At 68.0% G+C, this 15,424-nt stretch carries 13 protein-coding genes; 4 read left to right on the forward strand and 9 right to left on the reverse strand.

Going from position 1 to position 15,424, the window contains the following annotated elements; translation table 11 throughout:
- Positions 1-61: 61 nt before the first annotated feature.
- Positions 62-865, reverse strand: a complete 804-nt coding sequence (locus tag E0W60_RS06665) for a FadR/GntR family transcriptional regulator (RefSeq protein WP_240745756.1) — start codon at positions 863-865, stop codon at positions 62-64.
- 112 nt (positions 866-977) lie between these two features.
- Here E0W60_RS06665 and gudD point away from each other — a divergent pair, with 112 nt between their 5' ends.
- The 3 genes from gudD (at position 978) to E0W60_RS06680 (ending at position 4,529) form a co-directional block, all read left to right on the forward strand.
- Entirely contained in the window at positions 978-2,351 is a 1,374-nt protein-coding gene (gudD, locus tag E0W60_RS06670; RefSeq protein ID WP_240745757.1) for a glucarate dehydratase, read from the forward strand.
- Between the two features lie 46 nt (positions 2,352-2,397).
- On the forward strand, positions 2,398-3,423 hold the full coding sequence (locus E0W60_RS06675; protein WP_135703427.1) for a Bug family tripartite tricarboxylate transporter substrate binding protein: 1,026 nt from the start codon (positions 2,398-2,400) through the stop codon (positions 3,421-3,423).
- A 104-nt stretch (positions 3,424-3,527) separates the two neighbouring features.
- On the forward strand, positions 3,528-4,529 hold the full coding sequence (locus tag E0W60_RS06680) for a Bug family tripartite tricarboxylate transporter substrate binding protein (RefSeq protein WP_133097070.1): 1,002 nt from the start codon (positions 3,528-3,530) through the stop codon (positions 4,527-4,529).
- 156 nt (positions 4,530-4,685) lie between these two features.
- Here E0W60_RS06680 and E0W60_RS06685 read toward each other — a convergent pair whose 3' ends face one another.
- Positions 4,686-6,212, reverse strand: coding sequence for an aldehyde dehydrogenase (NADP(+)) (locus tag E0W60_RS06685; protein WP_135703428.1), 1,527 nt, complete (start codon positions 6,210-6,212; stop codon positions 4,686-4,688).
- 109 nt (positions 6,213-6,321) lie between these two features.
- On the reverse strand, positions 6,322-7,236 hold the full coding sequence (gene kdgD / locus E0W60_RS06690) for a 5-dehydro-4-deoxyglucarate dehydratase (protein WP_135703429.1): 915 nt from the start codon (positions 7,234-7,236) through the stop codon (positions 6,322-6,324).
- A gap of 354 nt (positions 7,237-7,590) precedes the next feature.
- Here kdgD and E0W60_RS06695 point away from each other — a divergent pair, with 354 nt between their 5' ends.
- Positions 7,591-8,571 carry a DedA family protein/thiosulfate sulfurtransferase GlpE gene (locus E0W60_RS06695; RefSeq protein WP_135703430.1) on the forward strand — a complete coding sequence of 327 codons (981 nt, stop codon included), beginning with the start codon at positions 7,591-7,593 and terminating at the stop codon, positions 8,569-8,571.
- 10 nt (positions 8,572-8,581) lie between these two features.
- Here E0W60_RS06695 and E0W60_RS06700 read toward each other — a convergent pair whose 3' ends face one another.
- From E0W60_RS06700 to E0W60_RS06725, 6 genes are all read right to left on the reverse strand, one after another.
- The gene (locus E0W60_RS06700) at positions 8,582-9,538 is read right to left on the reverse strand and encodes a DUF1177 domain-containing protein (protein WP_133097066.1); all 957 of its coding nucleotides are present in this window, start codon (positions 9,536-9,538) and stop codon (positions 8,582-8,584) included.
- Positions 9,539-9,597: 59 nt separating this feature from the next.
- Complete coding sequence (locus E0W60_RS06705; protein WP_135703431.1) at positions 9,598-10,758, reverse strand: porin; 1,161 nt, start codon at positions 10,756-10,758, stop codon at positions 9,598-9,600.
- A 200-nt stretch (positions 10,759-10,958) separates the two neighbouring features.
- The gene (gene pepE / locus E0W60_RS06710; RefSeq protein WP_135703432.1) at positions 10,959-11,714 is read right to left on the reverse strand and encodes a dipeptidase PepE; all 756 of its coding nucleotides are present in this window, start codon (positions 11,712-11,714) and stop codon (positions 10,959-10,961) included.
- Positions 11,715-11,744: 30 nt separating this feature from the next.
- On the reverse strand, positions 11,745-12,929 hold the full coding sequence (locus tag E0W60_RS06715; protein ID WP_135703433.1) for an aminotransferase class V-fold PLP-dependent enzyme: 1,185 nt from the start codon (positions 12,927-12,929) through the stop codon (positions 11,745-11,747).
- A gap of 65 nt (positions 12,930-12,994) precedes the next feature.
- Positions 12,995-14,602 carry an OPT/YSL family transporter gene (locus E0W60_RS06720; RefSeq protein WP_135703434.1) on the reverse strand — a complete coding sequence of 536 codons (1,608 nt, stop codon included), beginning with the start codon at positions 14,600-14,602 and terminating at the stop codon, positions 12,995-12,997.
- A gap of 80 nt (positions 14,603-14,682) precedes the next feature.
- Positions 14,683-15,396, reverse strand: coding sequence for an IclR family transcriptional regulator (locus E0W60_RS06725; protein ID WP_135703435.1), 714 nt, complete (start codon positions 15,394-15,396; stop codon positions 14,683-14,685).
- Positions 15,397-15,424: the final 28 nt, after the last annotated feature.

Genomic DNA, 15,424 nt, shown 5'->3' on the forward strand with positions numbered 1-15,424 from the left:
TATTGTTCAGACATCGTATGACTGACGGCGCCTGGAAACACCCGGCAGGGCGTCCCGGGCGTCAGGCCTGCGCGCCGCCGGAGCCCGAGGCCTTGCGCAGCCGCTCGCGGCTGTTGGTCAGGTGCATGCGCATCGCCGCCTTGGCCGCGTCGGGGTCGCGGCGTTCGATCGCATCGTAAATGTTCTCGTGCTCGAACTGGACCCGCTCCAGGTACTGCTCGCGCTCCGGCGTATTGACCCGCAGCCGGCTGCGCGGGATCAGCATGGTGCCCAGGTGGTCCATGATGTCGGTGAAGTAGCGGTTGCCGGTGGCGCGGGCGATGGCCAGGTGGAAAGCAAAATCGCTGTCCACCGCGTCGTTGCCGGCGCCGGTATTGCGCTTGAGGTCGTCTAGCGCCTGGCGCATGGCGGCCAGCTGCGCGTCGCTGCGGCGCGCGGCGGCCAGTCCGGCCGCCTCGGCCTCCAGGCTGACGCGGAATTCCAGCATCGCCATCACGTCGATCGCGGTTCCCAGCGTATCCGGCCCGATGCGGAAGGGCGACGGTGCCTCCGCCGCGCGCGCCAGCACGAAGGTGCCGATGCCGTGGCGGGTTTCCACCAGGCCGCTGGCCTGCAGCCGCGACAAGGCCTCGCGCACCACGGTGCGGCTTACGCCCTGTGTCGCCATGATTTCCGATTCGGTCGGCAGCTTGTCGCCGGGCTTGAGCTGGCCCTGGCGGATCTCTTCGGAGAGCGCCTGCACCACTTCTTCGGCCAGGGTGCGGCCGCGGCGGCGCAACGGCACGGCCGCGGCGGCGTTGGGCGCACCGGCGGCGGGGGCAGCGGCAAGCGGGTCGGGCAGGGCAGGGTTGCGTGCGGTAGGCATGGCGGATACGGGCGGGGTTTCCCGGACTTGACCGGTTCGAGATGGCCTCATTATACTGGGTTATCAGTCATACGATGACAGATAACATAGCAATGCCGGAGACCAGACCCGAATGACCCATCCCGCCACTTCCGCCGCCCCCGCCATGCACGCCGGTGCCGGCCAGACCCCCGTGGTGACCGAACTCACCGTGGTGCCCGTGGCCGGGCACGACAGTATGCTAATGAACCTGTCGGGTGCCCATGGCCCGTACTTCACGCGCAATATCGTGATCCTGCGCGACAGCGCCGGCCACACCGGCGTGGGCGAGGTGCCGGGCGGCGAAGGCATCCGCCAGACGCTGGAAGACGCGCGTCCGCTGCTGGTCGGGCAGCCCATCGGGCAGTACCAGGCCATCCTGAACCGCGTGCGCGCCACCTTCGCCAGCCGCGACGCCGGCGGCCGCGGCCTGCAGACCTTCGACCTGCGCATCACCATCCACGCCGTCACCGCGCTGGAATCGGCGCTGCTCGACCTGCTCGGCCAGCACCTGGAGGTGCCGGTGGCGGCACTGCTCGGCGAAGGCCAGCAGCGCGACGCCGTCGAGATGCTCGGCTACCTGTTCTATATCGGCGACCGCCAGCGCACCACGCTGGACTACCGCACCGAAGCCGATGCCGGTAACGCCTGGTTCCGCCTGCGCAATGACGTGGCGATGACGCCCGAGGCGGTGGTCCGGCTGGCCGAGGCCGCGTACGAACGCTACGGCTTCAACGACTTCAAGCTCAAGGGCGGCGTGCTGCGCGGCGAAGAAGAAATGCAGGCGATCCTGGCGCTGGCCGAACGCTTCCCCAAGGCCCGCATCACGCTCGACCCCAACGGCGCCTGGTCGCTGGCCGAGGCCGTACGCCTGTGCCGTGACAAGCGCGGCGTGCTGGCCTACGCCGAAGACCCGTGCGGCGCCGAGGACGGCTATTCCGGCCGCGAAGTGATGGCCGAGTTCCGTACCGCCACCGGCCTGCCCACGGCGACCAACATGATCGCCACCGACTGGCGCCAGATGGGCCACGCGGTGCGCCTGCAGTCGGTCGACATCCCGCTGGCCGACCCGCACTTCTGGACCATGCAGGGTTCGGTGCGCGTGGCGCAGATGTGCGCCGAATGGGGCCTGACCTGGGGCTCGCACTCGAACAACCACTTCGATATCTCGCTGGCGATGTTCACCCATGTGGCCGCCGCCGCGCCGGGCCGGGTCACCGCCATCGACACGCACTGGATCTGGCAGGACGGCGAGAACCTGACCAAGGCGCCGCTGAAGATCGAGAACGGCCTGGTGCAGGTGCCGAAGACGCCGGGCCTGGGGGTGGAGCTCGACATGGACGCGCTGGGCCGCGCCCACGCGCTGTACCAGAGCAAGGGCCTGGGCGCGCGCGACGATGCCATCGCCATGCAGTTCCTGATCCCCGGCTGGCAGTTCAACAACAAGGCGCCCTGCATGGTGCGCTGAGCCGGCACGGCAGTCCGGTATCGACAAGACAGAGCAGGAGACAACGATGTATTCCTCCCAACGCACGGGTGCCCTGCGCCTGCAAGACTGGCTGCGCATGGTTGCCGTCGGCTCGGTGCTGACGGTCGCGGCGCTGGCCGCGCTGGCGGCCGGCAACGCCCGGGCCGCGCAAGACTGGCCGCAACGCCCTGTTTCGGTGGTGGTGCCGTTCCCCGCGGGCGGTTCCACCGACACCATCGCGCGCATGCTGACGGCGCCGCTCAACGAGAAGCTGGGCCAGCCGTTCGTGGTCGACAACAAGCCCGGGGCGACCGGCGCCATCGGTGCGACCTTCGTCAAGCGCGCGCCGGCGGACGGCTACACCATGCTGGTGGCGTCGATCGGCGTCTTTGCCGTCAACCCGTTCCTGCAGAAGAACCTGGGCTACGACCCGGTCAAGGACTTCGACCTGCTGACGGTGGCGGTGCGCGCGCCTAACGTGCTGGTGGTCAATCCGCAGTTCCCGGCGAATAACGTGCAGGAACTGGTGGCGCACATGAAGAAGAACCCGGGCAAGGTCAGCTTTGCCTCGTCCGGCGCGGGGTCGTCCGACCACCTGACCGCGGCGCTGTTCTGGCAGAAGACCGGCACCGACGGCCTGCATGTGCCGTACAAGGGCGGCGCGCCCGCCATCTCCGACCTGCTCGCCGGCCAGGTGGACGTATCGTTCCAGAACATCAACGCGGTGCTGCAGCACATCCGCACCGGCAAGCTCAAGGCGCTGGCGGTGACGGCGGACAAGCGCCCGGCCGTGCTGCCCAACGTGCCGACCATGGCCGAAGCCGGGGTCAAGGAAGTCGAGGTCTATTCCTGGCAGGGCGTCGCCGCGCCGCGCGGGCTGCCCGCCGACGTGAAGACGCGCCTGCACGGTGCGCTGGTCGGCGCGCTGAACGATCCGAAGATGCGCCAGAAGCTGTCGGAGAGCGGCTTCGAGGTGGTGGCGAATACGCCCGAGCAATTCAGCCAGTTTGAAGCGCAGGAACTGCAGCGCTGGAAGACCGTGATCGAGAAGGGCCGCATCGTGCTCGACTGAGCGCAACAAGCATCGACCGCACCTGACCAACACACCGACAGCGCCGGCCGCCGCACGACCACCGTGCCGCGCCGGCGCACCTGCAACAACAATGGAGACATAGCATGACCCAGGGACGCCGCATTTTCCTCAAGCAGACTTCCGCGCTGGCCGCGGGCATCGCCGCCGGCCCGCTGGCCGGCCTCGCCACAGGCGCGCACGCCGCGCAGCAGGCCTGGCCGACGCGCCCGATCCGCCTGGTGGTGCCGTACACCGCCGGCGGTTCGTCCGACATCATCGCGCGGCTGATCAGCAAGCAACTGGGCGAAGCGCTGGGCCAGTCCGTGGTGGTCGACAACAAGCCGGGCGCCAACGGCAACGTCGGAGCGGCCATGGTTGCGCAGGCCACCGACAACCATACGCTGATGCTGTGCGATATCGGCGCGCTGGCGATCAGCCCGTCGGTTTATACCAAGCTCAGCTTCAACATCGCCAAGGACCTCAAGCCGGTGACGATGCTGGCGTACTCGCCGCACCTGCTGGTGGTGCATCCGTCAGTGCAGGTCAGCAACCTGAAGGAACTGGTCGAACTGTCCAAGCGCAGCCAGCTCAACTTCGCCGTGACGGCGATCGGCAGCGCGCCGCACCTGGCCGGCGTAGCGGTGGAGCAGGCCACCGGCGCCAAGTGGCAATACGTGCCGTACAAGGGCGGCTCGCAGGCGATTGCGGACACCGTGGGCGGCAGCGCGCAGGTGCTGATGAACGGCATGCTGGCCACGCTGCCGCATGTGCAGTCGGGCAAGCTCAAGCTGATCGCCCAGTCCAAGCGCACGCGCATGCCGCTGCTGCAGAACGTGCCGACCATTGCCGAGCAGGGCGTGCCCAACTTCGAGTCGGGCACGTGGCAGGGCGTGATGGCGCCGGCCAGCATGCCGGATGCGCTGGTGACGCGCCTGAACGCCGAGCTGATCAAGATCATCCGCGCGCCGGAACTGCGTTCGCAACTGGTCCAGCAGGGTGCCGAAGTGGTGACGATGACGCCGGCGGAAACCGGCAAGTTCTTCGTGGCCGAGCAGGCGCGCTGGGCGGGGGTGGTGAAGCAGGCGGGGATCAAGCTGGAGGCTTGACCGGCAGGGATCGGCCGCCCCGGCAGGGCGCTTCGACGCGATAAACGACAGGCGGCCCGCGTGACGAACGCGGGTCGCTTTCTTTTCTTTTGCGCTGGCTTATTAAAACAAAAAGCCCCGCACAAGGCGCGGGGCTCATCATTGCAAGTGTTGCGCTTATCCCCGCAGTGCCGCCGGCAGCAATCCCTGCGGCAGGTTCTGGTAGCACACCGGGCGCAGGAAACGGTCGATCGCCGTGGCGCCGACCGAGGTCGAACGCACGTCAGACGTGGCCGGGAAGGGCCCGCCATGCACCATGGCGTGAGCAACTTCCACGCCGGTCGGATAGCCATTGCACAGCACGCGCCCGGCCTTGCGCTCCAGCACCGGCAGCAGCTGGCGCGCGGCGTCGAGGTCGGCGTCGTCGAGCTGCATCGTGGCGGTGAGCTGGCCTTCGAGCTGGTTGGCCAGCGCCAGCACCTCTTCCAGGTCGCGGCACACTACCAGCACGGTCGACGGGCCGAACACTTCGGCCTGCATGCGGTGATCGGCCAGGAACTGCGCGGCGGTGGTCTCGAACATCACCGGACGGGCCTGGTTGACACCCGTGGCGGCGACGCCGTCGCCGATACGCTGCAGCCCATCCAGCGACGACAGCTGCGCCACGCCCTTTTCATAGGCGGCATGGATGCCGGGCGTCAGCATGGTCGCCGCCGGCTTGCCGCCCAGCGCGTCGAGCGCGGCGGCACGGAACTGGTCCAGCGCCGGGCCTTCGATGCCGATCACCAGGCCGGGGTTGGTGCAGAATTGCCCGACGCCCAGCACCAGCGAATCGACCAACTGGCGGCCGATCTCGGCGCCGCGCGCCTGCAGTGCGGCGGGCAGCAGGAACACCGGATTGATGCTGCTCATCTCGGCATACACGGGAATCGGCTGCGGACGCGCGTTGGCCGCCTGAATCAGCGCCATGCCGCCCGAACGCGAACCGGTGAAGCCGACCGCCTGGATCGCGGGGTGCGACACCAGCGCCGTGCCGACGACATTGCCCGCGCCCACCAGCAGCGAGAACACGCCTTCGGGCAGGCCGGCGTCCTGCACGGCTTTCTGGATCACGCGGCCGACCAGTTCGGACGTGCCCAGGTGCGCCGAATGCGCCTTGACCACCACCGGGCAGCCGGCTGCCAGCGCCGAGGCGGTGTCGCCGCCCGCAACGGAGAAGGCCAGCGGGAAGTTGCTCGCGCCGAACACCGCCACCGGGCCGATGGCGATGCGCTGCATGCGCAGGTCGGGGCGCGGCGGGGTGCGCTCGGGCAGCGCGGCGTCGAAGGTGGCCTCCTGCCAGCGGCCTTCGCGCAGCACGGTCGCGAACAGGCGCAACTGGCCTGCGGTGCGGCCGCGCTCGCCCTGCAGGCGCGCGATTGGCAGGCCGCTTTCCTGGTGCGCGCGCTCGATCAGCGTGTCGCCCAGCGCCTCGATGCCGGCGGCGATCGCGTCCAGGAAGCCCGCGCGCTGCTCGGACGAGGTATTGCGATAGGTATCGAAGGCCGCTTCGGCCAGCGCGCAGGCGCGCTCGACGTCGGCCTGGCCGCCGCCGTGGAAGTCAGGGCCCAGGGTCTCGCCCGTGGCCGGGTTGATGGCCTGCAGCGTCGATTCGGTGCCGCGCACGGCTTGCGCGCCGATCAGCATGTCGCCGGTGATTTGCATGGGAGGTTCCTTGTCAACGTTTGAGTGTGGCAGAAGAGGACAAGCCGGCCGGAGGGCAAGGTGCCCCGCGGCCGGCTTGTCGCGATGCATATGGCAAGGACGGATCGGATTACTGCGGGCCGAGCTTGTTGATCAGCGTGCCCAGCATTTCCATCTCTTCGCCGGTCAGGTCGGTCAGCGGCGCGCGCACCGGGCCGCCGTCGCGGCCGACGATGCGGGCGCCGGCCTTGACGATGCTCACGGCGTAGCCAGCCTTGCGGTTGCGGATGGCCAGGTACGGCAGGAAGAAGTTGTCGATCAGGCGGCCTACGGTCTCTTGATCGTCCGCGGCGATGGCGCGGTAGAAGTCCATCGCGGTCTTCGGGATGAAGTTGAACACCGCCGACGAGTACACCGGCACGCCCAGCGCCTTGTAGGCGGCGGCGTAGACCTCGGCCGTGGGCAGGCCGCCCAGGTACGAGAAGCGGTCGCCCAGCTTGCGGCGGATGCTGACCATGGACTCGATGTCGCCCACGCCATCCTTGAAACCGATCAGGTTGGGGCAACGGTCGGCCAGGCGGGACAGCTGCTCGGCGTTCAGTTTGGAGTTGGCGCGGTTGTAGACGATCACGCCGATGCCGACCGACTTGCAGACCTCTTCCACGTGGGCGGCGACACCGTCCTGGCTGGCTTCGGTCAGGTAGTGCGGCAGCAGCAGCACGCCGGCGGCGCCAAGGCGCTGGGCTTCCTGCGCATAGGCGATGGCGGTGCGGGTCGGGCCGCCGGCGCCGGCCAGGATGGGCACCTTGCCGGCGCAGGTCTTGACCGCGGTGTCGACCACGGCGGTGTAGTCGGCCGGTGTCAGCGAGAAGAACTCGCCGGTGCCGCCGGCGGCGAACAGCGCGGTGGCGCCGTACGGGGCCAGCCATTCCAGGCGGGCGGCATAGGACTTCGCGTTGAAGTCGCCCTTGACGTCGAAGTCGGTAATGGGGAAGGAGAGCAGGCCTTCAGAGACGATCTGCTTGAGTTCGTTGGGTGCGAGCATTTGCGAAATCCTGATCGGGCCGGCGGCCCAGGGTGGTGACGGCGGCGACCTGCCAGTTGGCGGGACATCCGAGTTATCAGTCATCGTACGACAACGATCATACAAAGGCAATAGGGCTGGAGGGGGTTCGCGGGTTTACCGGGGCGGATGTGCCGGCAGCCCGCATAGATCCATGGATGGCACCGGCATTGAGACGTCTGCGGCACCGGCATGAGCCGGCGTGCCCTCTCAACGTTGTAGGACAACGTAAGTGACGGCAAATCAGTAATTTTGATGCTCCCATGCAAAGCCGCCCCGTGCATCGGTTGCCTCCGGCTGGCACACTGGCAACCTGAACCAACGGGGGAAAAGACGGTGGGAGAGTTACAAGCCTTGCTGGAAGACCACGGGCTGATGCTGGTATTCCTGAACGTGCTGGTTGAACAGGCGGGACTGCCGGTGCCGGCGTACCCGATGCTGTTCGTCGCCGGCGCGCTCGGCATGCAGGAAACCGGTCCGTCGATCGGCGCGGTGCTGGCCGCGGTGATTGTCGCCTGCCTGATCGCCGATACCGGCTGGTACTTCGCCGGCCGCCGGCTGGGGCAGCCGATGCTGCGCACCATCTGCAAGGTATCGATCTCGCCCGATTCCTGCATCCGCCAGACCCAGTCGCTGTACCTGCGAGTGGGGCCGCGCTCGCTGGTGGTCGCGAAGCTGCTTCCCGGTGCCGGCGCGCTGTCCACCGCGATGGCCGGCATGACCGGCACGCCGCTGCCCGTGTTCCTGTTCTATGACGCGATCGGTGCCCTGGTGTGGGCCGGCAGCGGCCTGCTGATCGGCGTGGTGTTCAGCGACTTTATCGATACCATCCTGGAGGGCTTCAGCACCTACGGGCATATGGCCGTGGTGGCGGTGGTGGCGGCGTTCCTGGTGTTCCTGGCGTGGCGCTCGTGGCGCCGTTTCCGGCTGCTGCGCATCACCAGGCGCGTGCCGCGCATGAGCGTGGATGAACTGGAATCGCGCCGCCTGGCCGGCACGCTGCCCGTCGTGATCGATGTGCGCGCCCATGGCGACATGCCGATGGAGCGCATCCCCGGCTCGATGGTGCTCGACATGCAGGGTGCGCTCGACAGTCTCGACGCGCTGGGCGTGCCGCCTGCCGAGGCCGACATCGTGGTCTATTGCGCCTGCCCGCACGAGATGTCCGCGGCACTGCTGGCCGAACGCCTGCGCGTTGCCGGCTACCCAAGGACCTGGGCGCTCGCCGGGGGCTTCGACGAATGGAAGCGGCGGCACGGCGAGACCGTGCCGCCCGCCGTCACGCATCCCGATCCGGGCAAGGTGGCGGCACGCTGAAGCGCAAGCCTCAGCGCTTGCCGGCGGTCTGGAATACCGACAGGTCCGGATAGATCGCGCGGATCTTCTCCCACTCGGCGGCATTGAAGAACTGGCACTTGCCGATGCCGAAGCGCTTGGCCACCTCCACGCAGAAGCGCACCGCCTCGGCGATGTCGATCTCGTGGTTGGCCGAGGTGGCGCTGCCTGACACCACCGACTGCGCGGTCACTGCCACGCCCACCACCGGCGCCGCCGTGGCGACGTGCGGCTGCATGATGCTGTTGAAGTGATACAGGCCGTTGTGGTACGGCGTGATGTCCTGCAGCGAGATCGGGAAGGTCACTGCCGGGCAGCCGGTGGTCGATTCCATCGTAGCCACCAGGTCCGGCGCCACGCGCAGGATATAGCCCTGCATCGCCGTCGGCGAGATGGCAAAGCCGCGATGCTTGATGATGCTGTTGCCCTTGGACGCGTCGATCGACAGGATCGCATCCATTTCCGGCAGCACCTGGTAGTCGTTCATGGTGTCGGAGGACACCGGCATGCCCATGAACGGCACCGGGTCGTGCGGCACCATCGAGACATCGGTCGACAGGTGCGTGGTCACGATCACGTCGCCTTGCAGGTGGTCGCCGCGCGCCTTCATCTGCGCGAGCTTCAGCGCCACCGCCAGGCAGCCGATCGGGCCGTCCGCATCGGACACCAGGCCAACCAGTTCCGGACGCGCGCCGATGGCGCCGTTGCGGCCGATCACGCCCAGCGTCGGCGCCTTACCGCGGCCACGCTTGCCGGCGCTGCCGGGGATCACGATGGTGATGAAGTCGGTGGTGTTGGCCGTGTTCTCGGGGGGCGCGTTGTTGACGGTGGTGACTTGCAAGGTCACGCCGGCGCCGGCGTAGGGCGCGAACAGTTCGCTGACGACCGCACCGTTGGCGTGCGGGCTGTCCAGGGCTTCGTGAATGACCAGCGTCTGCTGCAGGGCCATGGCTTTCTCCAGATGAGGTGCCGGGTCCGCGTGGCGCGGGCCCGGCGTCGGTTGAATCGTTAGAACTGGTGGCGCAGGCCGACCATCACGGTGGTCTGGCTGTCGCGCCCGTCCAGCGGCGTGCCGCTGCCGCCGGTCCAGCTGGTGGTGTTGTTGCCGAACAGGCCCGACCAGTCGCCGTGGACGCGGTCATAGGCCAGCGCCACGTAGGTGTCGGTGCGCTTGCTGAAGGCGTAGTCGGCCACGGCATACGCGGTGGTGCGGTTGCCGCTGAAGCTGTCGGCGCGGGTGCGGTTGTGCATCACGCTGCCGGTCAGCGTTACGTTGCCGGTCACGGCATAGCTCGCGCCCAGCGTGAAGAAGTCGTCGTGGCGGCTGCTGCCGAACACCGAGTTGATCGCCGCGCGGTTGGTCGGCGTGGCCGCGGTCGACATGCTGGTGATGGTGGCCGTGTCGGTGCCGCCCTTGGACGAGTCGAAGCCCGCCTCGCGGTCGCTGTGGAGGTAGTTGGCGAACAGGCTGGCGCGGCCGATCGCGACTTTCAGGCCCGCCAGGTAGATGTTTGCGGTACGGCTCTGGCTGTCGCGGGTCTGCTGGAAGTCGCCGATCGCGGTGATCGGGCCGGCCGCGTACTTCAGGCCGAACGACGTGGACGAGGTGGCGCGGGTGTTGCCCGCGGTCTCGCCCAGCGCGTATTCGGCGATCAGCGACATCGGGCCGAAATTGCCGGTGAAGCTGACGGCGTTGTCGTAGCGCTGCCCGGTCAGGTACACCATCCATGAGTTCGACGGTGCCGCGCCCACGCCGAGCGGATCGACGTAGTACAGCATGGTGTTGGCCGTGGTGTATTGCCGGCCCAGCGCCAGCTCGCCCCACTGGTTGCCGATCTTCACGTACGCCTGGCGGCCGAATAGCTGGCCCTGCTGGTCGAACTTGCCGGTGTCGGCCAGGAACCCGTTCTCCAGCACGAAGCCGGCCTTTACCCCGCCGCCCAGGTCCTCGACGCCCTTCAGGCCAAAGCGGCTCCCGGACAGGAAGCCTTCGCCGCCTTGCTGCAGGCCGACCTGCGCATCGCCGGCGGGGTTGGAATGGGTCTGGTACGTCAGCGCGGTATCGATGACGCCGTACAGCGTCACGCCGGACTGCGACATCGCGGCGGTGGGCAGGCACAGCATCAGTGGCAAGGTCAGCCGGGCGGCGTGGCGAAGGGTTTGGCTCATTGTGTTTCTCCTCCAGATGGCAAAAAGGGGGCCGCGCGGGCGGCGCAGACGCGGCCCGCGGGGCAGGGTTTTGTTTGTGTGTTTGTTGTGACCGGGGTTGGCTAGTCGCTAGTCACGCATTCGTCCCGCTGGTTTGCTCCCCTCTCCAGCTTGCGGGAGAGGGGAGGCAACAGTCTGTGCTTCGGCGTTTAACGCATCACTCAGGCCGAAAAGCCCCGCCATTCCTCCATCCCGGCAGGCCCGGTGATCTGCGACAGCGGAAAAGGCTCGCCCTCACGAATGGCCTCGACCCTGCCTTCAGCCGGGAACCACAGCGCATTGCGCTCGCCTAGCACGGTGCCGTGGGTGCCGTCCGAGTACAGCGCCGAACCTTCCGGCAGCGCGAACACCTGTTCGGGCGCATTGATGTGCAGGAACTCGGCCAGGCGCTCTTCCCGGCTTTCGCCGTTGTGGCCCGCGGGCTTGCCGCTGATGAAGTGCGGGTTGACCTGGAACGGCACCAGGCCCAGCGCGCGCAGCGAGGGCGGCTGCACGATCGGCATGTCGTTAGTGGTGCGGATGGTCGGGCAGGCCACGTTGCTGCCGGCGCTCCACCCGACGTACGGCGTGCCCGCGCGCACCCTGGCGCGGATCGCGTCGACGATGCCGGCGTCGTACATGCGCTTGAGCAGCGCGAAGGTATTGCCGCCGCCCACGGCGATGGCTTTGGCTTCCTGCACCGCGCGCAGCGGATTGGCGCTGTGGTGGATCGACTCGAGCGCATAGCCGAGCTTCTCGAACACCGGCTTGACCATGCCTTCATAGGTATCGAAGCTGAAGGTCACGCCCGCGAACGGCACGAACAGCACCTTGCGCGGCTCGCGCTGCAGCAGCGTGTGGATCTGCTCGCCGGCGTGCTCCAGGTAGCCGAGGTTGTCCTTGCGCGAGCTGCTCATCAGGAGGATGCGTTGGGTCATGTCTTGGTATCCGTTTTTTCGGTGATGCGTTCAGGCGATGGCGGCGCGGATCAGTGCGGCGACGCGGTCGATCTCTTCGTGCGTGTTGAAGTAGTGCAGCGACACGCGCGCCATGGTCGGCACGCCGTAGCGCGCCAGGATCGAATCGGCCATGAAGTTGCCCGCTTCGATGATGCATTGCTGCGCTTCCAGCGCGGCCACGATGCGCGCGGGGTCGACGCCGCGCACGTTGAACGGCACGATGCCGATGCGCTGGGTCACGTCGGTGGGACCGTACAGCTCGAAGCCCGGAATCGCGGCGAACTTCGCCACCGCGTACTCAGTCAGGTCGCGCACGCGCGCCTCGATGGCGTCGATGCCGATCGCGGTGGCATAGTCGATGGCGGTGCCCATGCCGAGGATTGCCGGCACGATCGGGCAGCCGGCCTCGAAACGCTTCGCGCCCGCCACCAGCGACAGCGCGCCGGTGTTGCGGTCGCACGCGCCGTTCCACCAGCCCACCAGCATCGGCTCGACCTGCCCGATCAGCGCGCGGCGCACATACAGGAAGCCCGAGCCCTCGGTCGCGCGCAGCGCCTTGCGCCCGCAGCCGGCGAGGAAGTCGCAGTCCAGCTGCGCCACATCGGAACGCAGCATGCCCACGCTTTGCGCGGCATTGACGAGCGACAGCACGCCATGCTTGCGCGCGACCGCGCAGATCTGCGCGGCGGGCTGCACGGCGCCGGTGGAATTGGGCAGGTGCGAGAAGGTCAGCAGGCGCGTGCGCGGCGTGATCGCGGCCTCGAATGCCTGCGCGCTCAGCAGGCCCTCGGCATTGGCCGGCACCGTCTTCACTACAACGCCGTGCGATTGCTCCAGCCGCCGCCACGGCAGCAGGTTGCTCAGCATTTCGGTGTCGGCCACCAGCACTTCATCGCCCGCTTGCCACGCGATGCCGCGCGCGGCGATGGAAATGCTTTCGGTGGCGTTCTTGGTGAAGGCGATCTCGTCGGCCGAGCAGTTGAGCAATCCGGCCAGCATGCCGCGCACGGCTTCCACGCGGGCATAGGTCTCCTTGCGGAACGCCGGCAGGTAGATGCCAACATGGCCGGTATCGAGCAGGTAGCTGCGCACGGTGTCGAGCACGGCGTCGGGCGGAATCGAGGCCGCGGCCGTGTCGAGATAGATGGTGGAAGCCGTCAGCGGAGTGTCGGCGCGGATTGCTTGGATATCCATGGAACGTCTCGGGTAATGACAGGCGGGGCGCGGCGCGCGCGCCCCGGGATGGCTTGCCGCAGGGCTTACTTCTTCAGCTTGGTGACGGAGCCGAAGAAGCTGAAGAGGGCATCGCCGGCGATCACGCCGCCGGCAAAGGCGCTCATCTCGGCCAGATGCTTGTCGCCGCGCAGGCGCTGCACCACGAAGCGGATCAGCAGGCCCGCCAGCACTGCCCAGCCGGCCAGCGGCGAGGCGATCAGCATGCCGGTGGAAAGGAGGATGCCGAGCTGGCGCTTGGAACCGCCGAGCCACTGCAACAGCGCGCCGGGGATCGCCCAGATCACCAAGTTGCGCGCGATCTCCGCCGAGGAGCCGGCCTTGATCGATGCCGCATAGACACGGTCCACCGGCGGGATCAGGCCCTGCGAGAAGAAGGTGCCGTGGAACACGATCACCACCACGGCGGCCACGCCGAAGCCGACCATCGCCGCCAGGAACTGCTGCTTGCGGCCCGCGATTTCGGCCTCCATGTCGCGGCCCTCGCCGCGCAGCAGGTAGCCGGTCTTGAGGTCGTAGCCCATGTCGGCAAAGGCCGGCCCGGTGGCGGCCGAGAAGCCCACCAGCACCGCCAGCGCCGTTGGCGGGAAGCCGATCAGGATGCCGATGGTCAGCGTGATCAGCGCCACCGCGAAGGCCGGGAACCAGCCCGAGTGCATCGCCGCGATGCCGACGATCAGCTCGTGCACATAGGCGGCAAAGGCGGCGTACAGCACGAACACGACCAGCATGCCGAGCGACATGTCGGATACATTCCCGGCCAGCAGCGAGATCAGCAACGCGATCGCCAGGTAGATGAGGAAGCCGCCCGACAGGATGCGGCTGGCGCGCGAGGCCGGGACTTCGATGGTGCGCGCGTCGGCGGCCGGCGCGTTGCGTGCACGGCGGATTTCCATGGCGACCTGGAACAGCGCGACGATGCCCGCGCCGATCATCAGCCCATGCGGGATATAGGCCTTGGCGATATCGATGCCCGTCACGGCCACCGAATAGCCGCGCACCAGCAGGCCGATGCCGAACATGGTCAGCGCCGCCAGGTTGCCCAGGAACGCCGCGCCGAAGGCCGACATCGGCACGCCCAGCCACGCGCCGCCCACGCCCACGGCAATGCCCAGGCCCAGGAACGCCGCCTTGCGGCCGCCGCGGTCGCCGGCCCAGATCGCCTCGGCAGTGGCGATACCCGCCGGCCAGGTGCCGGTGGCGGGGAAGACCTTGCTGCCGAACAGGAAGTACAGCATGGCCCCGTCGACGAACATGGCGATCACCGCGCCGATCAGCATCGGCGTGGCCAGCTCGGGCATGCCCATCGCATACGGCACGCCGATCGGGATCATCAGCGAGTTGGCGGCGCCGAAGGTGGCCGACGAGATCGCGGTCTGGACCAGGTTCTGCCGCTCCAGCACGCGGAAGCGCCGCGTGATCTCCAGCGGGATGCGCGAAAACACGATCGCGATCAGCGCGCCGATGATCGAGGTATTGGCCGAGATCCCCAGCGACACGATCAGCTGCATGCCGATCATGGCGCCGAATACCGACAGCGCCACCGATACCAGCAGCAGCAAAGGCTCCATAAAGCGCGACCGTGTCGCGGGCTGCGCCGCCATTGGCGCGTTCAGTTGTGTTGGCATGGTCATGTCTTCCACCGCTCCCCGTAGTGTTGTCTGGTTTTGTGTGTCGTGTGCGCGCGTTTGCGTGGGCCGGCAATCCTGACCCGCTATCGCATGAAGCCCGCCACCGGGCCGATCGTCTTTCGCGCCGCGCGCAGCGCTTCCAGCAGCCGCGGCACGGCCTCGCGCGTCAGCCGCTGCAGCGGGCCGGCGATGGCGAGGGATCCCACCACCGCCTGGGTGTCGCGGTGGTGCAGCGGCAATGCCAGCCCCGCCACCGTGGCCGCGGATTCCTCGCAGGTATAGGCAAAGCCGTCGGCGCGGACCTGGGCCAGTTGCGCGGCCAGTTCCGGCGCGTCGCCGATGACCTGCCGCCGGAACGCTTCCGGCTGGAATGCGAGGATCGCTTTGGCATGCGCGCCGGCGTCCAGCGCGAAGCGCTGGCCCACCTCGATCGAAAAGCGCAGCTGGTGCTGGCTCTGGGCGATGTCCGTGCACAGGCCTTCGTGACCGTCCAGCCACGACAGGAAAACCGTTTCGCCACTTTCCTGCGCCAGCGCCTCCAGCGCGGGCTGGACCACTGCCGCCGGCGAAAACGCCTTGCGCATCACTTGACCCAGTTCGAACCAGCGCAAGCCCAGCCCATAGCGGCCGACGCTGTCCTGCGTCAGGAAGCCATTGGCGGCAAACGTGGCGAGTACGCGATGCACGACGGCGTGGTGCACGCCGCTTTCGCGCGCCAGTTCGCGCACGCCCCAGCTGGGCTGGCGAGCGGTGAAATGGGTGAGGAGCGCGAGCGCGCCGTCCAGGGTCTTGAGCATGACTGACTGCTTTTTGTCTCTATTATAG

The organism is Cupriavidus oxalaticus, assembly GCF_004768545.1.
Lineage (GTDB): Bacteria > Pseudomonadota > Gammaproteobacteria > Burkholderiales > Burkholderiaceae > Cupriavidus > Cupriavidus oxalaticus_A.